Source organism: Parageobacillus galactosidasius, assembly GCF_002217735.1.
Taxonomy (GTDB): Bacteria; Bacillota; Bacilli; order Bacillales; family Anoxybacillaceae; genus Parageobacillus_B; species Parageobacillus_B toebii.
On record NZ_NDYL01000001.1, the window covers coordinates 349,026 to 373,302 of the forward strand.

Below are 24,277 nucleotides of genomic sequence, written 5' to 3' on the forward strand. Positions count from 1 at the left end.
TTATTTAAGAAAAAGGAGGAGAAAGAAAATGTTTTTTCCTTCAAAAAAGGATTTATGGATGACTATAATCATTTGGTCAGTCATATTAGCGTGTATCATACCTCCTATCTTATCTATCGAACCTATAGGAGTCATCATGCTACCATCAATTTTGGATACTAAACCGGTTACAACAGTCATAATGGTTGTTCCTGCTATATTATTAGCATGGATATGGTTTGGAACTGGTTATAAAATTGAAAACTCAAAACTAGAGATTCAAAGCGGTCCCTATAAAAAAACTATTAATATAGATGAAATCAATAAAGTACGCAACACCAAAAATCCCTTTACAGCACCTGCTTTATCTATGGACAAGATTGAGATTAGTTACGGAAAATATGAATTTATCACCATATCTCCGAAAAACAAAAAAGAATTTATTCGTCAGCTTCTAAAGGTAAACCCTCGAATACAATTGGATAATCAAGATGGTGTTGCAAAACTAGAGTAAAAGCTCAAAATTATGTATAAGAACCCGTGGTGCTAGTTGAGTCTTAACGCTCAACTAGCCCAAGAACAACAAGCGAGTAAGCCAGTAAAATACCATCCAGCGCCGTTTCAAATCCAGAAACCGAGTTCGCTCGAATCTCGGTGATCCGATACGAATCGACTAAAATCGAAAATTTAATTGCACTTTCATTTTAAGGAGATCCTCATGCAAGGGCTATTTTTATGCTTGTCTGATTTTATCTAGCACCACGGGTATATATGACTTATTAAAAAGGAGATAAACACATGTTTTACCGTAAAAATAATATTTCTTCTGAAATCGATTGGTTAAAAGATCATACATACAGTATACAATTGCATGAATTAGATGGTCATTCCGATTTGTATTTTTTAAAACCTTTACTGCAGAATAAACGGATCGTTTTTTTGGGAGAGAATGGCCACGGGGTGGCAGAGCATAGCCAGATTAAAACAAAGATGATCAAGTACTTACATAAAGAATTGGGGTTTCGAGTTTTAGCATTCGAAAGTAGTTTTAGTGACTGCAGCTTATGCTTTTATCAACAAGATCAACTGGATATAAGGCAATGGATGAAACATTCTTTGTTTAAAGTCTGGCATACGGAGGAAGTCGAGACTCTCTTTCATTATGTGAAGGAAACACAATTATCCAATCAGCCTCTCATCTTAACAGGATTGGATATTCAGCCTGCCTCAAACGATTATATTACTGGCAAATTTCTCTCAAAAATGTTTTCAAATATGGATAAGGCCTATGGTGAGAAAATAGTAGAGTTGGAACAAGAAATGCTTTACCAATATGTCAATTCCCGTAGTCCGTCAATTTCCAAAAAGGAACGTAAGCGAAAATGCAAAGAATTGATGGCTCTTTATCAAGAATTTCTCTTGTTATTAGATAAAAACCGCCTTGCATTACAAAATAAGTTTGGAAAAGACGCTTTTTTGCTTGTGAACCGAATTTTGCAAAACCGAATTTTCCTTATGCAGATGATCTCTTCCCATTTCATGAAAGCGATAAAAATCCGAAATAAGGCAATGGCTGACAATATTTCATGGCTGGCACAAGAGATGTTTCCTAATGAAAAGATAATAATATGGGCGCACAATGGGCATATAATGAAGCAATCTAGGAGATTACTAGGGTTTCTATCGACATTTTCTTATTTACCTCCCAAAATCAAGGAATTCTCCTATACCATTGGGTTTTTTATGTATAGTGGACAAGCAGCGGAAAATAATCGCAGTGTATATGAAGTACAGCAGCCTGATCAAGATAGCATCGAGTTTCGAATCAAGCAAGTAGGACATGAAATTGGCTTTTTAGATATCTCGCGGCAAAGAAAAGTGCCTCAAAATCGTTGGCTTTTCAAGCATACTTACACGATGCATGAAGGGAAGCAATTAAATCTTATCAAGCCTATTGCTTGTTACGATGGACTTGTCGTTTGTGCGAAAACATCTCCTCCAAAGTACATCAATCTAAATTAAAGCAGGAAGATTTTTCGCATTACATGTTATTCATTTCTTTTGTCATTTTGTCAGCAAGTTAGGTTTGGATTAAAATCCCGACATGAGCAAGCTTTTTTGCCATTTCCTTGAATGAAAACGCCATCGGACAATAATTTGTTCGCCATGCGTTTCACGGTTCAGGATCGACATGTCCAGGTCCTCAAGAAAAATATTGCTGCCTATGACAGAAAAGAGGTCTTTACTATGATCACCGATGTCGGCGTTAACTTAGTGATGTTTTCTTTTCCATCATGTTAATTCCCAGCCTCGCCAATACAATACAAATTTCTTCCCTTTTAGTTTGTTAATTCATTACTTCGCTAACTTGTTAAAATATGGTAAAAAGTAATTGACAATAAAAAAACAAAGCCATTACAATAATAGTAAGTTATTAGTTTGTTTAGAAAATTAAAAAAATAGGTGCTGATTTGCGTGTTGAAGCAGGCAAAAGGAAGAATTGGCCGCAATGCGGTGCTCTTAGCGCTTTTTGAAGAGGAAGAAGAAGGAAAAATCACCGCTCATTTAGACAACTTGCAATGGCGTTATTGCAAAGGTAAAGTCGGTTCAATGGAACTGCAAAAAATTGTTGCTTCCGTTGAAACGGCAGCGAAGCGAAACAATGTTGTAAACGGCGAGCTATATCGAGAAATGCACGCGCTGTATCATGCGGTAGTTGAGGCGGTGCAAGGCGTAACGAGAGGACAGGTCGAGCTAGGAGATTTAATGAGAACCGTCGGTCTTCGTTTCGCTGTTGTCCGAGGAAACCCGTATGAAAACAGCAAAGAAGGAGAATGGATCGCCGTTGCCTTATATGGTACAATTGGCGCCCCGATTCGCGGGCTCGAACATGAAACGATTGGATTAGGAATCAACCATATTTAAAATAGGAAGCCTATAGTTTTTTAGTTATGAGGAGGCTGCATTCGCAATGTGTGTATTGCGGATATAGCCTCCTTCTTTATTTCGCTAAAGCGCGATGGAGAGGGTGGGAAAACATGGTTGTTTTAACCGGTCATACGTTAACGCTAGAAGAAGTAAAACGGGTATTGTATCGTGATGAATTTGTCATTGCTTCCAAAGAGAGTATGGAGGCGGTGGAGCGAAGCAGAAAAGCGGTGGAAGAGATTGTGGCGAATAAAAATGTGGTGTATGGCATTAATACAGGATTCGGAAAGTTCAGCGACGTCTTGATTGCCGCTGGCGATGTCGAAGAGCTACAATGGAATTTAATTCATTCGCACGCATGCGGCGTGGGGGAGCCGTTTCCGGAAGAGGTGTCTCGCGCCATGCTCCTTCTTCGTGCTAATGCCCTTTTAAAAGGGTATTCCGGTGTGCGTCCAATCGTTATTGAACGGCTGTTGGATTTATTGAACGCCAAAATCCATCCGGTCATTCCACAACAAGGCTCGCTTGGGGCAAGCGGCGATCTCGCTCCGCTTTCCCATCTGGCGCTTGCCCTTTTAGGAGAAGGAGAAGTGTTTTATCGAGGCAAGCGAGTTCCCGCTATAGAAGCATTATCAGCAGAAGGCATTGCGCCGATTACGTTAAAGGCGAAAGAAGGATTGGCACTTATTAACGGCACTCAGGCGATGACGGCGATGGGAGTGGTGGTTTATTTAGAAGCGGAACAGCTGGCGTATGAAAGCGAAGCGATTGCCGCTATGACGATCGAAGGCTTGCGCGGCATTATTGATGCATTTGATGAACATGTGCACCTCGTCCGCGGTTACAGGCAGCAGGTGGAAGTAGCAGCAAGAATTCGCGATTATTTAGCGGGCAGCAAATTGACGACAAGACAAGGCGAGTTGCGTGTGCAAGACGCTTACTCGCTTCGCTGTATCCCGCAAGTGCATGGAGCTTCTTGGCAAGTGCTTGATTATGTAAAAGAAAAGCTGGAAATTGAAATCAACGCAGCAACGGACAATCCGCTCATTTTTGAAGGAGGAGCGAAGGTGATTTCCGGCGGGAATTTTCATGGTCAGCCGATTGCGTTTGCGATGGACTTTATGAAAATTGCTATTGCTGAGCTTGCGAACATTTCAGAGCGTCGAATAGAACGGCTGGTAAATCCGCAATTAAATGATTTGCCGCCGTTTTTAAGCCCGGCTCCAGGTTTGCAGTCAGGAGCGATGATTATGCAGTATACTGCAGCGTCGCTCGTATCTGAAAATAAAACGTTCGCTCATCCGGCAAGCGTCGATTCGATTCCATCGTCTGCGAATCAAGAAGATCATGTAAGCATGGGCACGATCGCTTCCCGCCATGCGTATGCCATTTTACAAAACACAAGGCGGGTGCTTGCGATTGAACTGATTTGTGCCATGCAAGCTGTTGAGTATCGCGGTGTGGAAAACATGGCACCGAAGACGAGAAAGCTTTATGAAGCAGTACGAAATATCGTTCCATCCATTACAAAAGATCGCATCTTTTCCAAAGATATTGAAGCAACAGCGCAATGGTTGAAAGGTGTTGACTGGCCCTTTTTTCTTCAAACCATCACACCAACCAATCAATATTCATAGGGGGGAAACGATGATGCGCAACATTAAAGCAAAAAAAGTCTTGAGCTAGAGTGCAAAGGATGGGAACAAGAAGCTGTTCTTCGTATGCTCTATAACAATCTAGATCCGGAAGTTGCTGAGAAACCAGAGGAGCTTATTGTATACGGAGGCATTGGGAAAGCGGCACGAAACTGGGAAGCGTTTGACGCGATTGTAAAAACGTTAAGAGAGCTTGAAAAAGATGAGACGCTCCTCATTCAATCAGGAAAGCCGGTTGGTGTCTTTAAAACGCATGAACGCGCGCCGAGAGTCCTTATTTCCAACTCGGTCCTTGTTCCAAAATGGGCAAACTGGGATCATTTCCGTGAGTTGGATAAAAAAGGATTAATCATGTACGGACAAATGACAGCGGGCAGTTGGATTTACATCGGCACGCAAGGAATTTTGCAAGGAACATACGAGACGTTTGCTGCAGTGGCAAAAAAGCATTTCGGCGGAACGTTAAAAGGGACGTTAACGCTCACAGCTGGTTTAGGCGGAATGGGAGGTGCGCAGCCTCTTGCAGTAACCATGAATGAAGGGGTTGTCATCGCGGTTGAAGTCGACCCAAGCCGCATTCAAAAACGGCTGGATACAAAATATTGCGATCGCATGACCTATTCATTGCTTGCACGTACATCATAACACGGTTTTTTTGTAATATTTATGTATAAAGATGGATATTGGATGTATTTACCATTTTTTTCTGCAAGAAAAGATTTTTTTCATAAAAAATTCAAGTCAATCCCCAGAAAATACTATAATTGTAAAATAATTTCTTTTATGGTTATTTCATCATTCCTTGAATCCTCTATCATCCTTTACCATCTATTAGTTGCAAAATAACGGTTGGCAAAATGTAAGGAGAGGATAAAAATTAACATTTTTTACGATCATGTTAACAATATCTACATTCAGATAAAACAGGGATCAGATGTCATTATTGCGGGTAGCACAAAACATATTTCACTACGTTCAGATAAAACTTTGCCTATGCGCTAGTATAAATAAAACGTTCCAAACTTTATATCCCACTACGTTCAGATACGATGAAGACAGGTAGATCGGAAAGGTCCCGATTCGAATCGATATAGGGAGGAGATCCGGATGGATAAGTCGATGAGACAGGACATTGCCCTCTTTCGGTACGGATGGATTATTTGGTAAAGAAAGGATATTGATCTATAGCTACACAGAAACATGTAGCAAGGGAGATATGCCATGAATTAAGGCCGCCTTTTTTGATCGAAATGGGCTAAAAGAAGCGGTCGGACAGATCATCCAACGCTTTCAATTACGTGCAAATGTAAAAGTGGAGTGTTCATGTATCAGCCAAATTGGAGGAAAAATGGGAGCTTGCGATTTAGTGGAAAGACACCTATCGCACATTTTCGCCAAGCTGCATGTATCTTCGCGGATAGAAGCCATCGAGAAAGCCAAGCAATTGGGGCTGATTCCAGAATCCCCCTTATTTTCAACGCCTTCATCGGATCGGTGAGGGCGTTTCCATTTTTTAGGTCCGACAGTTGATGTTGGAACTCCGCCAAAACATGGCGGGGTTCCGACACAAGTTGGCGGTGAAAGTAGAAGGAAACATATGTATGATTGTTTATGGAAGGAATTTGATATTTGATAAAGATGCCCATAACATCTTTTGATCAGGGCAGTGATATATGGATGTGCCTTAAAAATGTGTTTGTTTATTAATGGATTGAATGAACAAATGTCAGATGAAATATTTGAGGGGACAAGATGAGATGAGGATGTTTTATGTGTGGTTAAGGATGGTTTTAAGTTTAAAAATAGAAATGGTTTTTACTATTGTTTTTTCTTGCATCCTTATTGTTTATTGTAGCAATCCTTATGCAGTCAATCCGGCAGAGTTTACCCTATATACTAAGTATTTGATTCCTATTGGAGTTTGTGTCTGGTTATTAGTAAGTCTTCGCCTGCATCTTTTAATTACAAATTCAGTTCCTATTGATTGGATTGCAATTAATGAAATCGTGGAAAGGCCAAAAAAGATCGTAGCTAATCAAATTTCTATTGCATTTCTTTGCTTTTCGATATTGCAAATGCTAATTGCTGGAATAATAGCAAGTGCGATTATCATTGCTTTTTCCTCTGGCTGGGATCTCTTTGCCTTTATTTTCAAATTGTATCTCATTTATTATGCCCTTCCATTTGCGTGGGCTTGGGTGACTGGACTATCCATCAGCGTGGTTTATGTATACTATTCTCGTAAAAGGGCGGTTTTGTTCATCTGTGTATTTCTTCTGTGGATAATAACGTTATTTTACCTGGAATATGGGCTTGTATCATTTAACGTATTTATTGAAAATCGTTGGCCCTATATTGATCCTTTACTTCATTTGACATTTCTAAAAGAGAATATGCTTGTCAAGTTAGCATATTTCATTTGTTCAATAGGGGTTTGTTTCATTTTGATGAAAGTTAGGCGCAATATTATTGGAATCTCTATAAGTGTTATTCTCATCATTTTTGTGACATTTACGACTTACAATGTTCAAAATAAGTCACAGTTAGACAAAATTTTATTAGCCAACGACTATAAACTCTATCATCAAATAAAGAATGAAACTCATGGCAACATCAAAATGACAGACAACTGGAGGATAACGGGAGTTCAATTCGAACCAGAATCCCGATATCCAATTCAAATTGAGCTTACTTTAGATAAAAAGGAGAATGTAGTACGCTTTTCTATTAATGAACAATTCGAGATTGACCACATAAAAAGTGAAGACAAAAATTTATCATTTAAACAACAAGGAAGCATTGTTGAAGTTGAAACAAACGGTGTTCGCTCAATGGTGCTATATTATAAAAATACTTTCGGTTCTAGCTTTTATCCGTTAACGTCTAATGTTATTTTACTGCCGTTTGAAGCAAATTGGTATCCACAGTCGACTCATTTGAATCTTTATTCTATAGATTCATTTGGAATCCTTCATACTAATGTCCAAACTAAAAGCTGTAAGCATGTAGAGATAATCAAGGGGGAAAAACATTATCGTTGGCATGGAGATAAACTGGATTGCCTGTCAATTATAAAAGGACCGTATAAACAAATTAAAGTCCAGAATACAAAGTTATTTGTTTACGAACCATTTTTGACGAAATCAAAGAATTATATAGAATTGAAGGACCAACTTATTTCAATTCGTAGTGAGCTTTGTAGATTATTTACGAAACTTAAAAATACAAGTTACTGCACAAATAAAAATAAAATAGAAACTATTGTCATCATCCCAAAAAGTTTAAGAACAACAAACCTCTCGCTATATGACAGTACAGTTTCTAATGGATACTATACTTTTTACGTTGATCCCTTTCTTGATGTAAATTACAAACCTGTAACTGTTCATATCGAAGAATTAGCCACCTTTTTAATACCGTACAGGCTTTTAAACGACGAGCAACTTAGTTTTTTTATTAGTCAGTATCTCATTGAAAAGTTAGATATTAAGTCGGTTGGATATTTGAGGAGAATAATGGATAAATATCCTGTGAAATTAGAGGAATGGGATCGATACACGAAATTACCCGTTGATGAGAAAGAAAAAGCACTGATTCAAATGGTGAAAGAAATGGAGAGAAAAAATTAATGCTGGAATTAAAAAATGTCACTATCAAATATAATGGTCAGGTAATTTTGTACAACTCCAATTGCAAGCTTCCTTCTCAATCAATTATTTTGGCAAAAAATCATATTCATACGGATATTATTGCGAAAACTTTTGCTGGTTTTCATCCTGTAGACGGAGGTGAAATACATTTAGAAGAAAATGTTATAAGCAAAAAGGAGAAATCGAGTAAAAACGTATTTTTTGTGATACCGGAAAACTACAATAAATTGTGGATGAACTATAGATTGCAAGAAATACCAAAACTGCTGAATAGCTCATTTCGACAATCTGTATTATGTAAAAAATATAATATACTCCCCCAAGCATCGATTGATTCGTTAACTATGTTTCAACGGCTGATTTATTTCATTTCCCTTGGACAATCATTGAATCGCACCATATTTATTTTTGATCAGCCAACGAAACACTTCGACTTCGAAGACTTAGAACAGTTTTATCGCTTCTTAAAAGATGATTTTGCAGATGCAAACTATCTCATTTTTACAAATCGAGTAGAAAGAATATTCACTATGCTTTCAAAACCTATTTATCAAATTGACAGTACTAAATTATTCGCTTTGAAAGGAGGTGAGAAGGATGCGGATAGATAGCATCATGCATAGTAAAAAAATTCAACGCTATTTGTTTAATGGTATTTTACGAGTTTAAAATGACCCTCATGACGAGGAGATGGGACTAGATGACAAGGATTTAGAACAATAACTAAGGGAGGATGAAAAGCATGTTAGTGAACCGAAAAAATAAATGGAAATCAAAAATTGCTTCTTTATCGCTTGCAGCAGCATTAATAACACTGGCTAGTGCAGCGGGAGCAGAAACAAAATCTGCGTTTTTAGACGGCACAAGTATCTCCAAAAACACATCTCTTATTGAAGCAAAAAGGAATGGTACGGGAAAACTTCTTGCTGTAAATAATGGTGCAAATACGCTAACTAGGGGTTATGCTTATAAATCTATTGATTGGTGGCCAGACAGCATTGTAGCCTCTACCAACTGGCTAAATCCGGGGCAAGAAGAAACTCGCAGTTTTACTCAAACAAAAGGAGATAAGTATTACGGTCAAATTGCAGGCCAAACAATCGGATCAAGAGGATACGTGACAATCACGGTCTACTAATCACACACATGATCAGGAATATAGTTAAGTCAGGGATGTGCGGAGAAATTGACGGCACTTCCCTGATTTCATCTTACTTCACATTCAAATTTACAATACTCCCTTTAAAGAAGGCGAGTGATAAGCAATGAGGTGGAAATTTTTATTTGTTTTTTATTTGAAACAGATGTTTAAAAGTAAGCTATACGCTGGGGCTAGCATATTATTTTTTGTTTTGTTGATTGCTAGACTCATTTTGTTCTTTTCAGATCCATATGATATGGAAGCGTATGGACAGCTGCCACATGAAGTCTTGATGCTTGTGCAAATGGTGTCGATCTTTTACATCGTTTTTTTCTATCTTCTCCATTCAAAGGAACTTCTTTATGGCGTCCAGTCGTTTTTTACGGATGGCTATCGCATTATGTTGGAGAAAATGAGCGCGATGTTTGCCGTTCATGTTTTGTGCCAAGGGATCATGGTGATGATTGCCTATGGCATTTTTTCACTCGTTTATTTCATCGTGGGAATCGAGCCTTCAGATTTTTATTTGTCGTTGCTACGGTTTCTTGCCGTCTACATGTTCGGACCACTGGTGCTCAGCATAATGTATGGCTTGATGGTGGCGATGTTTTTTGGGACAAAAAAGATCAGCTTTTTTGTCATTTTAGTCGTATGGATTGTGACCGGCAGTATGACGACGGAACTATTTATTGATTTTTTTCAAAAGGTTCATGCGAATGACTGGAAATCGTTGCTTTTTATCGGAAAACACGCTGTCCAACATGTATATAACTCTTATATTGGTTTTGAGGTGGATAGGGGAAATGAATTGAAACTCCTCACATGGTTTCTCGTCCTTTTCGGAATGATTTTGATGTTGTCGCTTCGTTGGACGCTTACAACGAGAGAACGGAATGTTGTCATGAAAGTGCTGCTTATGCTCCCGTTCCTTATTGTCTTGACAGCTTATAGTTCTTTGCAGTCAAACACAAAAGCGTTTACTCGAGCGGATCAAACAACGGAGATCAATGACTATCGAAAGATGAACAGAGACGTCAAGACAGACTTGCGGTATGATATTCAATCTTACTCCATTTCATTGAAAGAAAAACAGGCCACTGTGCATGTGAAGTTTTCCCGTATGGACACGATGAAGCCAACGTTTCAACTGTACCATGCTTATCCGATCAAATGGATTCAAGCAAATCATAAACGAATCAAGTTTGCAAGAGAGGGAGATATTGTTACTGTTTATCTGCCTGAAGGCACGACATCTCTCACGTTTCGGTATGACATCGTGGATACAAGCTTCATCCCTTATACGAACGGACGAACGGTTCTTCTCGCCGATAAAGCGTGGTATCCGAAAAAGAGGGCGTCACAAATGTATAAAATATATGAGTTTACCATTTACGGAACAAAGGAACGGATATGGTGGGACGAATTCACGGACCAATTTTTGCCGAGAGAAAAACATGCTTTTACCTTGAAAGTGGATGGCGATGTGCTGTTTTGCAATTTGCCGAAGCGGGGGTCGGTTTACAGCGGCGAGGCGCAAGCGGTCACGCTGATCAAGGGACAGGGTCACCGGTTCGTTTATAAAGGTTATCAGATTATATATCCGGTCGACTGGCCGAAGATGGATGAGAGGGTTTCAACGGTGGTGCCGCAGCTGGAGGAGGCATTTCAGGACGTGCGGCAGCTTGCACCGACAACGGTCTCATCACTCCCTAAAACCATTGTGTTTTCTAGTTTTGGACTGTCTTCGTTTATGGCGAATGATCATCTCGTATACAACACAAATAATTCATATGCTATAGATAAATACCACCTGGAACAAGATTTTTATGAAAAAATGCTCCGGCTTTCGGTGCAACCAAAAGGATCATTCGTCATGTATAATGAATGGATTCATGCGGCTGCTCAATTTTTAATGGAAAAAAGAGACTTGCGAAAAATCGATATGTTTAGAAGTCACCAATCAGATGTTTTACCGAAATCAAAACAGGAACTCATTAAATCCATTTACTTTGCGTTTCAGCAATTGAGCTTAGAACAGAAGCAGCAATTCTTGCGAAAATGGTATCAGGAAATGGACGAAACATGGACATGGGATCAAGTATCACAATTAGTAAAGGAGTCGGGGGCCATTGGATATTTACATTGAGGGATTGACGAAAGTCATCAAAAAGAAGCAAATCTTATCGGACGTTACACTTTCGATTTCAGGAGTTTACGGGCTGCTAGGACCGAACGGTGCGGGCAAGACGACGTTAATGAAAATATTGGCCGGGTTGCTGGAGTTTAGCGCTGGGCGCGTGCTTCTTGGAGAGGAGTTGATCAGTACAGGCACTCGCGTGAAACGAACAGATCATATCGGGTATTTGCCCCAAGATTTTATGATTTATCCGGAGTTAAAAATGTATGAGGTACTCGAACATATTGCGATTCTTCAAGGGGAGACTCCGACATCGTGCCAAAGTAAAATTAAGGACGTTGTAGAACAAGTGAATTTATCAGAACACATCAATAAAAAAATGCGGGAACTATCCGGTGGCATGCGTCGGCGGGTCGGCATCGCCCAACTTTTATTGCGCAAGCCGTCTGTTCTCATTTTTGACGAGCCGACAGCGGGGCTCGATATTCGGGAGCGCGTGCGTTTTCGCAATTTGTTGAAGCAGCTCGGAAAGCGCCATACGGTCATTATTTCTTCCCATATTGTCGAAGATATTGAGTTTCTTTGCACGAAAATCGGCATTATCGAAAATGGGAGAGTTCTATTTGAAGGGGAACCGGAGGAATTAAAGAAAAAAGCGGCCCATTGCACATATGAGATCAACGTTTCGTTTGCAGAGCTCGATGAAATCATGGCGACGAAAGAGGTCGTACAAATGAGTGAAGAGCCTTCTCACGTTGTAGTGCGCGTATTATCGGATAAACCGATCGGCCAGCGCGTCAGCCCACGGTTAATGGATGGATATTTAGCCCTTTTAAAAGAGGCGGCCCCCCTTGAATAGGCTCGTTCACTTATTCAAATTTGATATAAAATTGCTAGGCTATTTATATAGCTTTCCTTTCGTGGCTTACGCGCTGTGCATTCTGTTAATGTTGGCTTTTGCCTCACGTTCCGATGCGCCGTTTATGCTGTATATCGTCGTCCAAGGCATTGCAGTCCCGATCGCTGGTTGGCATTTAGTTTTTTTGTATAACAGCCTTTATGAAGAAGGGGCAACGGAGGCGTTAATGTTTTATTATCGGAAAATCATTGTGATCGACTTCATACGTTATGCAGTTTTGCACGGAATGTTCATCTTCTTGCTTGTTGGCTTAACAGCATGGCTTAACGGTGTACGATTTTTTACCACTCCTTTAATTATGCATCTGATTATGTTGTTTATCTTTTATCAAATGATCGGTATTGCCGTTTTAAGCGCTGTCCAAAGTTTAGACATTGCGCTCGCGATTATAGCGACTTATACGTTTATGGAAGTTGCAACACAAGGAACGTTTATGCCATGGCCGCATATATTTCTTTTTCGAGAACCTGTCGATACCATTTCGGTTTTCCTTCCGTTCTTTTGGCTAGCAATAGGTATTTTCTTATCAGCAATGCAGATATGGAAGAAGTTTAAATAAATGTATGGGCAGAGTGGTTTGAAGAAGGAAAATTTTTTCTTTCTCTCGTTAATGTGATTATCAAATTGACGGTACTAAATTATTCGCTTCGAAAGGGGGTGAGAAGGCATACCCGTCAAGTTTAGCGGTATAAAATTTTTAAGACGATACTCGTGTTCATCCCCGCAGTGAATGATGGGGATCACATCCATTATTGGGCATACCAAATCCCCCTCCAGAAGAGGGGTATTTGGTATTTATATCCATATCTAATTCTACCATATCTCTAATTTCGTTAAGATATCTGATGCCGTTTCTTCCCCTTTCCTTCGACCTTTCTTGGCATGTTTTCGTAACACGAATGGTTTGAATCCATGCTTTCATTTGTTTTTCCATGAAAAAAATCCTTTCTAACGTGGAGTGTTCGTTAGAAAGGATACCATGTTTTTGACGATGCACAAAGACCAAAATTCTTAACTTGATGGGTATGGGGCGTTTTATCCATTCGATCCCGCAAGTAATCATTGTGACTTTGCTTGTTTCATTGCTCGTCTCCCTGTTCTTTATTCCAGCATTGCGGGCAAGATTCGGATTAAAAGGACAAGCAAAAGAAAGTGAGTGGCTGCTGCGAGGATGGTCTGTTCTACAGTCTAAATATGAGCAGTTAGCGACGAAAACATTAAAAAGAGTTCCATTATGGATTGCTATCTTTTTTGGGGTAAGTACCGCCTTATTGGCTTTGCTGCCATTATTACAAGTACAGTTTTTCCCTAAGGCGGATGGACGATCCCAGTTAGTGGTCGATATTCGTTTACCACAAGGGTCCAGTCTCGAACAAACAGAGCGAGTGGTGAAAAAAGTAAGGGAAATCGTCAAGCATGATAAAGCGATCGATTTTGATATCGCCTACTTGGGACAATTGCTGCCGAGAATTTACTATAATGAGAAACCGATAGATCGCGGGGAATCTGTAGCACAGATGATGCTGCATCTCAATGAGACTGGAGTTAAGGAAACAGAAAAGGTTGTTGACCGGCTGAATGAGCAGTTAAAAGGGAAGTTTCCAAAAGATACGCGTGTGTTAGTACGGCAGTTTGAGCAAGGGCCGCCCATTGAAGCACCTATCCAAATTCGGATGAAAGGAGAAAATTTAGCCCAGCTGCAAAAGATTTCGGAAGATGTCAAAAGAGAGTTGGATGGGATCCCCCATATTACCCAGACCCAGTCATCGCTTGGAAGAAAAACTTCCGAAGTATTTGTCATCCCTGATAAGGAAAAGAGCCTGAAATACGGAATCTTTCCACAAGATATCGCTTTAAACCATCGATTTGCCCTTGAGGGGATCGAAGTGGGCAAAGCATTTATTGAAAACGAATCGTTTCCTGTTTTATTGAAGGCAAATCAATCACCAAGAAATATGAAAGAATTGGGAGACTTTTGGGTTTCCACCGTCTTACCTAACGGTCAAGTCAATATGCGCCTCTCAATCAGATTGCTAAAATATCGACTGTTCAAACCGTCCCGCAGATCACTCATTATAACGGAGAGCGGCAAGCCGTAGTGACGGCTTATGTGGATAATAACCAAATGGTGCCACAAGTGACTAAAAAAGTGCAGGAGCGTCTGAAAGCCCTAGAGGAAAAATGGCCGAGTGGATATCAATGGACAATGGAAGGGCAAGAGGAACAGCGTACACAAGCATTTGAATCGATGTACAAGTTCTATGTGCTATCCATACTATTGATTTTTGTATTGGTGTTTATCCAATTCCGTTCATTCTGGAAGCTAATTGTGATTATGACAGCGATTTATATGGCGATGAGTGGAGCCATTTTATCCCTCTATCTTACCAATCAACCATTAGGATTTATGGCATTACTTGGCATGATTGGATTGGGAGGCGTTGTCGTTCGAAATGGAATGATGCTCGTGGAATTCGCTGATAGTGCATTGAATCAAGGGCAAAAGTTGAAAGATGCTTTGATTCAGGCTGGAAGGTTGCGTTTGCGTCCGATTTTATTGACGTCCTTATCCGCAGTAGGTGGGTTAACGCCCCTAGCCATCATAGGAGGCAATTTATTTCGCCCCTTAGCTGTTACGATGATAGGAGGGTTACTGTATAGTACCGCTTTAACTTTATTGGCAGTGCCGGCTCTTTATTATGTGATAGCCCGGAAAAAGGAAAAAAGAAATGCCTGAAAGTGAGAAGACAGACAAAGGGTAAAAAGTATGATGAATCACGTTCTGACACTTTCTATAAGGCATCTATCCGCACAATACTGGTGAGGTTTTCAGAATACAGCACTGACAGGATATTCCCAACACCGAAAATGTTTTAAGATGGGGGAGAGGATCGTTTTGGGGGATTCTCTTTTAAGGGGTTCTCAAGCGGTTCCCAGATGTTATGAGGAAAAAATAAAAGACGAAATGACATCCTTGTCAATTTATGGCTCCTTTTCGAATAATATGGCTCTTCACCACAAAATGTACTTGACAATCAGGTTGTTTTCTGATCAAGGGTACAAAAAATGCGAAATTTCCTGTATGGTAAAGGTGACCAAACCATCAACCATGGAGGAAATTTCGCATGCAATCTCAGTTTATCAAAGATTTGATCACTTTACCAGGCTTTTTTTCTGATCAAGGGTACAAAAAATGCGAAATTTCCTGTATGGTAAAGGTGACCAAACCATCAACCATGGAGGAAATTTCGCATGCAATCTCAGTTTATCAAAGATTTGATCACTTTACCAGGCTTTCTTATTCATGGAGAACGAAAAGAGGGAGAACGATGGATTTTTGAACTTTCCCTCCCTCCTCATTGTCCGATCTGCCCGACTTGCTTCGGACGGACAACCAAAATATCATCGAAACGAAAACAATGGATTCATGGCTATACCAATACGGTCGGTTTATTTTGGATTGAACTTCCCATAGAAAGACGGCGTTGCCAAGCCTGTTTTCTGACGTTCACCGTTTCTTATCCGGGACTTCCGTCTCACAGTATCGCGACGGAATCGTTTCAACATTGGGTCGCCCAGTTATGCATCGGAAAAACGATTCAAGAAGTCGCTCGCTTGTTACAACTCGCCTATACGACAGTAGAACGCTGGTTTTATCAATATGCCCCGGCTCTTTTACCAACATCGAATCCTACAGTAGTATGTGTGGATGAATTCGCTTTCCGAAAGGGACATGATTACGGAGTAGCGGTGATGGACACACAGACTCGGAACGTCCTTTCCATTGCTTCTGGAAAAAATGAAGAAGCCATTGTGGAGGCGCTTCAACCCGTCGCCTCCAAAGTGAAGTATGTTGTCAGCGACTTGGCTCCTGCCATGAGAAAAGCCATTGAAAAGGTATGTCCAAAAGCCATCCATGTTCTTGACCACTTCCATGTGATTCAGTTATTCACCGATGCACTGGAACGTTGTCGCAAATACCTTGCCAAAGGCGGAACCAAACATGGAAGCGTTCGCCGCGTGTGCCGATTGTTAAGCCAACGTCCAGAAAAATTAACAGAAGAAGAGAGACAGGAAGTTCGACAATGGTGCCAAGAAAGTGCTTATTTACGTGATGTCTATCAAGCACTTCAACATTTCCGTTACGTATCCAAAAGCCAAACAAGAAAGCAAGCCGAAACTCGTTTGACCCAATGGTTTGACCGGTACCTTTTTAGCGACTGTGCCGCCGTACGCAGTATTGCCAAGGCACTCATCACCCGAAGAGACGCAGTGCTTTCTTGCATCGTTTTTTCTTACTCAAATGGTCCAATGGAAGGAATCAACAACAAAATAAAATTGATCAAAAGGCGAGGATATGGGTATCGAAATATCCAGCGTTTTACTTTGCGTGTCCGTCTAGAGACCTCTATCACATTTTAACGTAAAAATCAAGTACATCTTTTGGTGATGAACCATCTTTGTAAATTTTACGGCATTAAATTCTTCAAACAGGAAGAGTCATATACGTCTAAAGCCAGCTTTTTTGACGGGGATGAGATTCCTGAATATAATGCCGACAATCCAAAAGAATATAAGTTCAGCGGCAAACGTATTAAGCGACGATACCGTATTCTCGCCTATTTAAAAAGACTCACAAGCCTATCACGATAACGATTCCGCCTGTGTTACTGGACAAAAAGATTAAGCAGATTGAAATCATTCCTAAACATCATGCCAGGTTCTTTGAGATTCAGTACAAATATGAAATGCCTGAAGATCAAAACTATAAGCTGTTGAACAGCAACATGGCACAGCAAATTTTAAAAAAGGTTAATGAGGCTTTTAAATCTTTCTTTGGCTTAGTAAAACTAGCCAAACAAGGCAAATATGACTACAAGGCTATCAGTATTCCAAAATATCTTAAAAAAGATGGCTTTCATTCACTGATCATTGGCCAGATTCGTATAGACGGCAACAAATTCACGATACCGTATTCTCGCCTATTTAAAAAGACTCACAAAAAATAAAATTGATCAAAAGGCGAGGATATGGGTATCGAAATATCCAGCGTTTTACTTTGCGTGTCCGTCTAGAGACCTCTATCACATTTTAACGTAAAAATCAAGTACATCTTTTGGTGATGAACCAATAATATGAAGGAGCTCTTTTTTCTTGAAGAATGGGCAAAAGAGGTGTTCGCTGGCCGTTCGTGGATGTTTTTTGCGGGATTGCACGAGCTTCCCAATTTAGCGGTGGCCAGCTTATATCGGGCGTCATCATCTCGATGGAATATAAAAACGTCATCGTATCACCGCTTCATTGTGCGATATTTTGCGCATGTTGGTTTCTTGTACACAGAAATAGCCCATGCCGGCCAGTTTCTTTTATACAGAAGTGTTAATTCTGCGGTGCTGCTGCTGATTCCTTATATGGTATATTTCCTTTGGTTGTTAGCGGAAAACCGCTGCATCAGCGTAAAGTACATCGTGAAGTATGCATCATTGCTATGAATCCGCTTAATTATTGTTTTTTATCGTATCGGGACTTGTCATTTTCTTTTTATGTGATTGGCGTATTCGTTTTTGCCAAAGATAGAGTTGAAGCGTTACGTGGAAAAATGATAGACCGCGTTTTTTATATGGACAATTTTATTTTCCGGCATTCCGGTTATTCCGCATAAAAACGGACGGTTGATAAGAGCATGGTCGATTGGAGCGGTGAGGCTTTTTGCCTCATACAAGCGGATCGCTATGTTTCCGATCGGAAGTTCGGAATAGGCGCCAAATTCATCCTTGCTTTGCGTTACAGACTGGCGGGGTACATCGAATAAATGGCAATATTTTTGCAATGGCTCATCAAGATGGCTTACATTCATCCCGATATAAGAAAGAGATGGAGATCCGATGCTGTGTTGCATAAGCGGTGCCATTTCCGTCGCGCGGGCTTCTTCCGGTTCGCCCCACTGAATAAAAAACGGGTAGCGGCACGTATCATTTTGTTTGTCCTCGATAAACAGCATCGACCAGCTTAATACTTTGCCATCCTCGCGTGTTCGGCTTCCGGAAAACGGACCAATCGGCTTTAGTCCTTTTGACTGGATGTGGGCAATGACAGAATAGATATCGTCTGTGCGGAATGCCAATTGCGAAAAGCCTTCTCCTTTGGAGGAGTCCGCGACGATTTGCTGGATTAATACGTTGTCAGAAGTTTTTGCTTGATCAAAGTCCGTAAAGCCAATCCATTCAATGTAGCGCAGTCCGGTAAAGTAGCTAAGGCAGTTATACGTGCCCCAAGAAGGATGTTTTCCTCCGTTTATAGCATGAAATCCGATAAGCTGAAACGCAGTTTTCGCTTCTTCCGGGCTTTTTGTAAAGTGGACGATATGGTCAAACGTGACATTCATGGCTGCTTCTCCTTTTTTGCAAAAATAGAGGGGCGAGAACTGTTTGGCAACAAATGCCCTAAAATAGTCTGCTTTTCATTTTATATAGTTCACGCTCGTTCTCCGTCGTTTTATGAACGGCAAAATCGACATCAAGCTTAATATTGTCTAGCTGTTCATTCAGTTTTTGATAGTGGGAATCTGCTTTTTCCTCGAGTTTATGAAGATCTTGTTTGAGAAAAGTGATTTCACCGTGGATGTTGTGTATGTCTGTTGCGAGGGCTTCGAGTTTGGCATCTGTTTCATCTTGACGGTGAAGAAGCGCTGTCATTAGTTCGTTGAGTTCCTTTAGTCCGGATTTCAAATAAGTTTGTTCTTTTTGCCCTTGGAGCAATATTTGTTGTTCTTGTCGGATTGTTTGTTGTTCTTTTCGGATGGCCTCTTGCTCTTTTCGAATGGCTTCTTGTTCTTTTCGGATAGTCAGCTGTTCTTCCTCTAATCGTTTTTGCCCTTCGACAAGATTGTGCAGTGTGCCTTCGATATTGCCAAGCCTGTCAAGCACTTGCAGGAGAACCGCTTCATTCATAAAAAATCCCCCATTTCACGCCTGTTTTGGCTATTTGAAGCAATTATAGCACATACGTTCGTTTTTATCAAGAATATATCTGGAAGTCGATTTTATATCTTGTACAGAACACACGGCAAATGTTGCTTCATTCAATGAAAGTTTGGTATCATCATAGTATTGTGGTAGGTCGAACTCATTGGAGGTGAAAAAGATGTCAAGAATTTCTATCGAACAAGTAAAACATGTGGCGCATTTGGCGCGTTTGGCGATTACGGATGAAGAAGCAGAAATGTTTACAAAGCAGTTGGACGCGATTATTACATTCGCTGAGCAATTAAACGAGCTCGATACAGAAAACGTACCGCCAACATCTCATGTACTTGATATGAAGAATGTCATGCGTGAAGATGTGCCAACACCAGGGCTCCCGCTTGAAGAAGTGTTGAAAAACGCGCCGGACCACCAAGATGGGCAATTCCGCGTACCAGCCATTTTAGAGTAAGGAGGGGGAAGCAATGTCATTATTTGACCATAAAATTTCCGAATTACATCGTTTATTACATAAAAAAGAAATTTCTGTTTCCGATTTAGTGGATGAATCATTCCGCCGCATTGGCGAAGTGGAAGAACAAGTGCAAGCGTTTTTAACACTAAATGAAGAAAACGCGCGCGCGAAAGCGAAAGAGTTAGATGACAAGCTAGCGAAAGAAGGAAACGATTTTGGGATGCTTTTTGGCATGCCGATTGGCATTAAAGATAATATTGTAACAAAAGGGCTTCGCACGACATGTGCAAGCAAAATTTTATATAACTTTGACCCAATTTATGACGCAACGGTTATGGAGCGCTTAAACGAAGCCGGTGCGATTACGATTGGAAAATTAAACATGGACGAGTTTGCCATGGGGTCTTCTACGGAAAACTCCGGTTTTCAGCTCACGCGCAACCCGTGGGATTTAGAGCGCGTACCGGGCGGATCCAGCGGCGGTTCCGCTGCGGCAGTAGCGGCAGGCGAAGTACCGTTTGCTTTAGGTTCTGATACGGGCGGTTCGATTCGCCAGCCGGCGGCATTTTGTGGAGTTGTCGGGCTGAAACCTACATACGGCCGTGTATCGCGCTTCGGGCTTGTCGCGTTTGCCTCTTCACTTGACCAAATCGGCCCGATTACGCGTACGGTAGAGGATAACGCCTACTTATTGCAAGTCATCGCTGGTTTAGATCCAATGGATTCGACATCGGCAAACGTAGAAGTGCCAAATTACGTAGAGGCGCTTACCGGCGACATTAAAGGCTTAAAAATCGCCGTGCCGAAAGAATATTTAGGCGAAGGTGTTGCGGAAGAGGTTCGCCAATCCGTCCTTGATGCATTAAAAGTATTGGAAAAATTAGGAGCGACATGGGAAGAAGTATCACTTCCGCACTCGAAGTATGCGCTGGCGACTTACTATTTGCTTGCTTCTTCGGAAGCATCCGCGAACCTTGCCCGCTTTGACGGTGTGCGTTACGGATACCGCACGGATAATGCGAAAAACTTGATCGATATGTACAAACAAACGCGCAGCGAAGGCTTCGGCAACGAAGTGAAACGCCGCATCATGCTTGGGACGTTCGCGTTAAGCGCCGGATATTATGACGCGTATTACAAAAAGGCGCAACAAGTGCGTACATTAATCAAACAAGATTTTGAAAAGGTATTTGAGAAATACGACGTCATTATCGGACCAACGACGCCGACACCAGCATTTAAAATCGGCGAAAAAACGCACGACCCGCTAACGATGTACGCGAACGACATTTTAACGATTCCAGTAAACCTTGCCGGCGTTCCTGGAATCTCCGTACCGTGCGGATTTGTGAACGGCTTGCCGGTCGGCTTGCAAATTATCGGCAAACATTTTGATGAAAGCACAATTTACCGCATCGCTCATGCGTTCGAGCAAGCGACCGACTATCATAAACAAAAACCAGCGTTATAAGGGGGGAAACATGATGAATTTTGAAACGGTCATTGGTCTTGAAGTTCACGTTGAGCTAAAGACAAAATCGAAAATTTTCTCCAGTAGTCCAAATGCGTTCGGAGCGCCCCCAAACACGCAAACGAACGTGATCGATTTAGGCTATCCAGGGGTTCTTCCGGTATTGAATAGACAAGCGGTAGAATTTGCGATGAAGGCAGCGATGGCGCTAAACTGCGAAATCGCGACCGAAACGAAATTTGACCGTAAAAACTATTTTTATCCGGATAACCCAAAAGCGTACCAAATTTCGCAATATGACCAGCCGCTTGGCAAAAACGGCTGGATTGAAATCGAAGTGAACGGCAAAAAGAAAAAAATCGGCATCACCCGCATTCATTTAGAAGAAGACGCAGGGAAACTGACGCATACCGGAGATGGATATTCACTTGTCGATTTCAACCGCCAAGGCACTCCATTAATTGAGATTGTGTCAGAACCGGACATCCGTTCGCCAGAAGAAGCGTATGCGTATTTGGAAAAATTAAAATCGATCATCCAATATACAGGCGTTTCCGATTGTAAAATGGAAGAAGGTTCGCTTCGCTGCGACGCGAACATTTCCCTTCGTCCAATTGGTTCAGACAAATTCGGCACGAAAACAGAGTTGAAAAACTTAAACTCATTTAACTTTGTGCGCATGGGGCTCGAATACGAAGCAAAGCGGCAAGAGAAAATTTTGCTTTCCGGCGGCGTCATCCAGCAAGAAACGCGTCGCTTTGACGAAGCGACAAAAACAACGGTGCTCATGCGCGTCAAAGAAGGTTCGGAAGACTACCGCTACTTCCCAGAACCAGACCTTGTTATGCTATATATCGACGACGAGTGGAAAGAACGCGTTCGCGCTTCGATTCCAGAGCTTCCAGACGCGCGCAAAAAACGCTATATCGAAGAGCTTGGCTTGCCGGAATACGATGCGAAAGTATTAACGCTGACGAAAGAAATGGCCGATTTCTTCGAAGCGACGGTCGCAAACGGAGCAGATCCGAAATTGGCGTCCAACTGGCTCATGGTTGAAGTATCTGGCTATTTAAACGCAGAACAAAAAGAACTGCATGAGATCGCGCTGACGCCAGAAAGCTTAGCGGGCATGATTAAGCTCATTCAAAACGGCACGATTTCGTCGAAAATCGCGAAAAAAGTGTTTAAAGAACTCGTCGAAAAAGGCGGAGACCCAGAGAAGATTGTCAAAGAAAAAGGGCTTGTGCAAATTTCCGATGAGGCGACATTGCGCAAAATCGTCATCGAAGTATTGGATGCTAATCCGCAATCCGTTGAAGACTATAAAAACGGAAAAGACCGCGCGCTTGGTTTCTTAGTCGGCCAAGTGATGAAAGCGACAAAAGGACAAGCCAACCCGCCGCTTGTCAATAAGTTGTTAGTAGAAGAAATTAACAAACGATAAACAAGTTAAAGCTGGCTGCATCAAGCCAGCTTTTTATTTTTATCTTAATTTTATGATGCTACAATCAGTTAAGCTTGAAGTCGAAAAAAGCGGGATACCAAGAGGCGATTTTGCCGATGCTTTGAGAAGATATAGGAAGGAAAAGTCGGATTTTTCATGATAAATTCGTCTTTTTTCTTTTAAATAACAAGTTATTAAAACACAATGTTAGCGTGGAATGTTCTTGGGAATAATAGAGAAAATTTTATAAAAAAATAATATTATAAAAATATACAATAGTTTTTTTATTTATGTTATTCTATATTGTAAGCAGAATTATTAACTTTTATGTAAAAAAATAACAATAGGAGGGATGAGGATGTTGAGGAAAAGATCCATATTGCTTACTTTATTGTGTACAATTATGTTAATTATTGCTACTGCTTGCAGCGGTGGCGGCAATGAAGCGAAAAATGAAAATAAAGGAAAAAGCAGTGGGAAAAGCGGAGATACGGTTGACCTCTTGATGGGGACAGGAAGCCAAGGGGGTACATATTATCCACTTGGAGCAGAAATGGCCAATGTTTGGAATAAAAATATTAAAAGTATCAATGTTACATCCACTGAATCTGGTGCCTCTGTTGAAAACCTCGCCAAAATTGCTAATGGAGAATTCGATTTAGGGATGACTGTAAACCTTCCGGCATATGATGCTTACGAAGGAAAAGGAGATTTTAAAGGAAGAAAAGTAGAGAATTTCGCGTTTATCGGCCATATTTATCCAGAAGTATTGCAAATTGTGACGAGAGAAAGTTTCGGGATTAATTCTATCGCTGATTTAAAAGGAAAACGGATCGCAATCGGACCGCCAGGAAGTGGTACGCAATCAGCCGCAAAAATCGTATTAGAAGCTTTCGGTATTAAAGACGGTGACTATGAAGCTTATCAAGAAGGCTTCGGTGATGCGAAAGCGAAGCTGCAAGACGGCACGATTGACGCATCGTTCGGATTGCTTGGCCTGCCTGATGCCGGAATTGATGAACTGCAAGCATCTGTAAAAGACGTGAAACTTTTAGAAATTACTGGTGAAGAACTGGCTTATGTTGAAAAGAACAGCGGCTACACTCGATATACGATGAAAGCCGGTTCATATGAATGGTTGAAAAAAGATGTCAGTACTGTTTCCGCGTTTGCGATTTTAGTCGCTAATACAGATACAGTGGATGATGAGACAGCGTATCAGCTTGCGAAAGTAATGATTGAAAAAGCAAATGAAAACACACACCAACAGGCAAAACATATGACAAAAGAAAACGCATTGAATGGACGCGGAAATTTACCAATTCATCCAGGTGCAGAAAAATACTATAAAGAAATTGGCATCCTTAAGTAATAAAAAGGGCCAGACTAAGCGTCCTGGTCCTTTTTTCAATAATTCTCCTATCACAAAATCTCTTGTTTTTCCATTAATCTTAACGATGTGCTCCCTATGATTTTACTGTTGCCTATTTCAACCGGTAACAAGTAATTAACTTCA

Annotated in this window: 21 protein-coding genes and 6 pseudogenes; 23 read left to right on the forward strand and 4 right to left on the reverse strand. The window is 40.9% G+C overall.

The annotated features are described in order from the left end of the window. The first annotated feature begins 28 nt into the window (after positions 1–28). Entirely contained in the window at positions 29–493 is a 465-nt protein-coding gene (locus B9L23_RS01900) for a PH domain-containing protein (protein WP_089096780.1), read from the forward strand. Between the two features lie 43 nt (positions 494–536). On the opposite strand, the pseudogene B9L23_RS19805 reads toward B9L23_RS01900, so the two are convergent. After that, positions 537–665 (reverse strand): annotated as a pseudogene (locus B9L23_RS19805) (IS982 family transposase); the annotation flags it as partial. 112 nt (positions 666–777) lie between these two features. Here B9L23_RS19805 and B9L23_RS01905 point away from each other — a divergent pair. The 11 genes and pseudogenes from B9L23_RS01905 to B9L23_RS01955 all read left to right on the forward strand — a co-directional run bounded on the left by B9L23_RS01905 (position 778) and on the right by B9L23_RS01955 (position 12,968). Continuing rightward, positions 778–2,001, forward strand: coding sequence for an erythromycin esterase family protein (locus B9L23_RS01905; RefSeq protein ID WP_089096781.1), 1,224 nt, complete (start codon positions 778–780; stop codon positions 1,999–2,001). A 453-nt stretch (positions 2,002–2,454) separates the two neighbouring features. Beyond that, the gene (hutP, locus tag B9L23_RS01910; RefSeq protein WP_012749025.1) at positions 2,455–2,904 is read left to right on the forward strand and encodes a histidine utilization transcription antiterminator HutP; all 450 of its coding nucleotides are present in this window, start codon (positions 2,455–2,457) and stop codon (positions 2,902–2,904) included. A 113-nt stretch (positions 2,905–3,017) separates the two neighbouring features. Then, on the forward strand, positions 3,018–4,544 hold the full coding sequence (hutH, locus tag B9L23_RS01915; RefSeq protein ID WP_062678620.1) for a histidine ammonia-lyase: 1,527 nt from the start codon (positions 3,018–3,020) through the stop codon (positions 4,542–4,544). 10 nt (positions 4,545–4,554) lie between these two features. Further along, positions 4,555–5,189: pseudogene (locus B9L23_RS01920) on the forward strand (urocanate hydratase family protein); the annotation flags it as partial. Between the two features lie 739 nt (positions 5,190–5,928). Continuing rightward, positions 5,929–6,060, forward strand: a pseudogene (locus tag B9L23_RS20850) (DNA-binding response regulator); the annotation flags it as partial. Positions 6,061–6,319: 259 nt separating this feature from the next. Further along, positions 6,320–8,191 (forward strand): hypothetical protein, encoded by a 1,872-nt coding sequence (locus B9L23_RS01930; RefSeq protein WP_321164194.1) that lies wholly within the window; start codon positions 6,320–6,322, stop codon positions 8,189–8,191. Continuing rightward, a complete protein-coding gene (locus B9L23_RS01935; RefSeq protein WP_013401732.1) occupies positions 8,191–8,823 on the forward strand; it encodes a P-loop NTPase family protein in 633 nt (210 codons plus the stop codon). Before B9L23_RS01930 ends, B9L23_RS01935 begins: the two co-directional genes overlap by 1 nt. Before the next feature lie 131 nt (positions 8,824–8,954). Then, on the forward strand, positions 8,955–9,350 hold the full coding sequence (locus B9L23_RS01940; RefSeq protein ID WP_013401731.1) for a hypothetical protein: 396 nt from the start codon (positions 8,955–8,957) through the stop codon (positions 9,348–9,350). 127 nt (positions 9,351–9,477) lie between these two features. After that, positions 9,478–11,499 carry an ABC transporter permease gene (locus tag B9L23_RS01945; protein ID WP_089096782.1) on the forward strand — a complete coding sequence of 674 codons (2,022 nt, stop codon included), beginning with the start codon at positions 9,478–9,480 and terminating at the stop codon, positions 11,497–11,499. Beyond that, positions 11,483–12,349, forward strand: coding sequence for an ATP-binding cassette domain-containing protein (locus B9L23_RS01950; protein WP_042383830.1), 867 nt, complete (start codon positions 11,483–11,485; stop codon positions 12,347–12,349). The genes B9L23_RS01945 and B9L23_RS01950 overlap by 17 nt, the downstream gene beginning before the upstream one ends. Further along, positions 12,342–12,968, forward strand: a complete 627-nt coding sequence (locus B9L23_RS01955; RefSeq protein WP_062677723.1) for a hypothetical protein — start codon at positions 12,342–12,344, stop codon at positions 12,966–12,968. The genes B9L23_RS01950 and B9L23_RS01955 overlap by 8 nt, the downstream gene beginning before the upstream one ends. A gap of 156 nt (positions 12,969–13,124) precedes the next feature. Here B9L23_RS01955 and B9L23_RS01960 read toward each other — a convergent pair whose 3' ends face one another. Then, entirely contained in the window at positions 13,125–13,343 is a 219-nt protein-coding gene (locus B9L23_RS01960) for a hypothetical protein (protein WP_089096783.1), read from the reverse strand. 91 nt (positions 13,344–13,434) lie between these two features. Between B9L23_RS01960 and B9L23_RS21310 the strand changes: the two genes are divergently transcribed. The 7 genes and pseudogenes from B9L23_RS21310 to B9L23_RS01990 all read left to right on the forward strand — a co-directional run bounded on the left by B9L23_RS21310 (position 13,435) and on the right by B9L23_RS01990 (position 17,901). After that, entirely contained in the window at positions 13,435–14,508 is a 1,074-nt protein-coding gene (locus B9L23_RS21310) for an efflux RND transporter permease subunit (protein ID WP_268796310.1), read from the forward strand. Further along, entirely contained in the window at positions 14,475–15,146 is a 672-nt protein-coding gene (locus tag B9L23_RS21315; protein ID WP_268796311.1) for an efflux RND transporter permease subunit, read from the forward strand. The genes B9L23_RS21310 and B9L23_RS21315 overlap by 34 nt, the downstream gene beginning before the upstream one ends. A 515-nt stretch (positions 15,147–15,661) precedes the next feature. Next, positions 15,662–16,831: an ISL3 family transposase gene (locus tag B9L23_RS01975; protein ID WP_021292746.1), complete on the forward strand. Its 1,170-nt coding sequence runs from the start codon at positions 15,662–15,664 to the stop codon at positions 16,829–16,831. Positions 16,832–16,858: 27 nt separating this feature from the next. After that, positions 16,859–17,011, forward strand: a pseudogene (locus B9L23_RS20855) (RNA-guided endonuclease TnpB family protein); the annotation flags it as partial. A gap of 2 nt (positions 17,012–17,013) precedes the next feature. Beyond that, positions 17,014–17,412, forward strand: a pseudogene (locus tag B9L23_RS21615) (hypothetical protein); the annotation flags it as partial. Then, positions 17,406–17,504: pseudogene (locus B9L23_RS19815) on the forward strand (transposase); the annotation flags it as partial. The pseudogenes B9L23_RS21615 and B9L23_RS19815, both read left to right, overlap by 7 nt. 40 nt (positions 17,505–17,544) lie before the next feature. After that, positions 17,545–17,901, forward strand: coding sequence for a hypothetical protein (locus B9L23_RS01990; RefSeq protein ID WP_062677367.1), 357 nt, complete (start codon positions 17,545–17,547; stop codon positions 17,899–17,901). 95 nt (positions 17,902–17,996) lie between these two features. Here the strand turns inward: B9L23_RS01990 and B9L23_RS01995 are convergent, their stop codons facing one another. After that, a complete protein-coding gene (locus tag B9L23_RS01995; RefSeq protein WP_062677366.1) occupies positions 17,997–18,794 on the reverse strand; it encodes a VOC family protein in 798 nt (265 codons plus the stop codon). A 58-nt stretch (positions 18,795–18,852) separates the two neighbouring features. Continuing rightward, positions 18,853–19,359 (reverse strand): hypothetical protein, encoded by a 507-nt coding sequence (locus B9L23_RS02000; protein ID WP_089096785.1) that lies wholly within the window; start codon positions 19,357–19,359, stop codon positions 18,853–18,855. Between the two features lie 193 nt (positions 19,360–19,552). On the opposite strand from B9L23_RS02000, the gene gatC reads away from it, so the two are divergent. From gatC to B9L23_RS02020, 4 genes are all read left to right on the forward strand, one after another. After that, positions 19,553–19,843, forward strand: coding sequence for an Asp-tRNA(Asn)/Glu-tRNA(Gln) amidotransferase subunit GatC (gatC, locus tag B9L23_RS02005; protein WP_012749030.1), 291 nt, complete (start codon positions 19,553–19,555; stop codon positions 19,841–19,843). A 13-nt stretch (positions 19,844–19,856) separates the two neighbouring features. Continuing rightward, entirely contained in the window at positions 19,857–21,317 is a 1,461-nt protein-coding gene (gatA, locus tag B9L23_RS02010) for an Asp-tRNA(Asn)/Glu-tRNA(Gln) amidotransferase subunit GatA (protein ID WP_089096786.1), read from the forward strand. 13 nt (positions 21,318–21,330) lie between these two features. Next, on the forward strand, positions 21,331–22,761 hold the full coding sequence (gatB, locus tag B9L23_RS02015; protein WP_062755908.1) for an Asp-tRNA(Asn)/Glu-tRNA(Gln) amidotransferase subunit GatB: 1,431 nt from the start codon (positions 21,331–21,333) through the stop codon (positions 22,759–22,761). 358 nt (positions 22,762–23,119) lie between these two features. Next, the gene (locus tag B9L23_RS02020; protein ID WP_012749033.1) at positions 23,120–24,133 is read left to right on the forward strand and encodes a TAXI family TRAP transporter solute-binding subunit; all 1,014 of its coding nucleotides are present in this window, start codon (positions 23,120–23,122) and stop codon (positions 24,131–24,133) included. Positions 24,134–24,277 lie beyond the last annotated feature (144 nt).

Bases quoted from the DNA above. Each gene is read 5' to 3' on its own strand.
- gatB (WP_062755908.1), top strand. From the start codon at position 21,331: ATGAATTTTGAAACGGTCATTGGTCTTGAAGTTCACGTTGAGCTAAAG.
- B9L23_RS02000 (WP_089096785.1), bottom strand. From the start codon at position 19,359: ATGAATGAAGCGGTTCTCCTGCAAGTGCTTGACAGGCTTGGCAATATC.
- B9L23_RS01940 (WP_013401731.1), top strand. From the start codon at position 8,955: ATGTTAGTGAACCGAAAAAATAAATGGAAATCAAAAATTGCTTCTTTA.
- B9L23_RS01935 (WP_013401732.1), top strand. From the start codon at position 8,191: ATGCTGGAATTAAAAAATGTCACTATCAAATATAATGGTCAGGTAATT.
- B9L23_RS01930 (WP_321164194.1), top strand. From the start codon at position 6,320: ATGAGGATGTTTTATGTGTGGTTAAGGATGGTTTTAAGTTTAAAAATA.
- B9L23_RS01995 (WP_062677366.1), bottom strand. From the start codon at position 18,794: ATGAATGTCACGTTTGACCATATCGTCCACTTTACAAAAAGCCCGGAA.
- B9L23_RS01990 (WP_062677367.1), top strand. From the start codon at position 17,545: ATGAAGGAGCTCTTTTTTCTTGAAGAATGGGCAAAAGAGGTGTTCGCT.
- B9L23_RS01975 (WP_021292746.1), top strand. From the start codon at position 15,662: ATGCAATCTCAGTTTATCAAAGATTTGATCACTTTACCAGGCTTTCTT.
- B9L23_RS01900 (WP_089096780.1), top strand. From the start codon at position 29: ATGTTTTTTCCTTCAAAAAAGGATTTATGGATGACTATAATCATTTGG.
- gatC (WP_012749030.1), top strand. From the start codon at position 19,553: ATGTCAAGAATTTCTATCGAACAAGTAAAACATGTGGCGCATTTGGCG.
- B9L23_RS21310 (WP_268796310.1), top strand. From the start codon at position 13,435: ATGGGGCGTTTTATCCATTCGATCCCGCAAGTAATCATTGTGACTTTG.
- hutH (WP_062678620.1), top strand. From the start codon at position 3,018: ATGGTTGTTTTAACCGGTCATACGTTAACGCTAGAAGAAGTAAAACGG.
- gatA (WP_089096786.1), top strand. From the start codon at position 19,857: ATGTCATTATTTGACCATAAAATTTCCGAATTACATCGTTTATTACAT.
- B9L23_RS02020 (WP_012749033.1), top strand. From the start codon at position 23,120: ATGTTGAGGAAAAGATCCATATTGCTTACTTTATTGTGTACAATTATG.
- B9L23_RS01945 (WP_089096782.1), top strand. From the start codon at position 9,478: ATGAGGTGGAAATTTTTATTTGTTTTTTATTTGAAACAGATGTTTAAA.
- B9L23_RS01960 (WP_089096783.1), bottom strand. From the start codon at position 13,343: ATGGAAAAACAAATGAAAGCATGGATTCAAACCATTCGTGTTACGAAA.
- B9L23_RS01905 (WP_089096781.1), top strand. From the start codon at position 778: ATGTTTTACCGTAAAAATAATATTTCTTCTGAAATCGATTGGTTAAAA.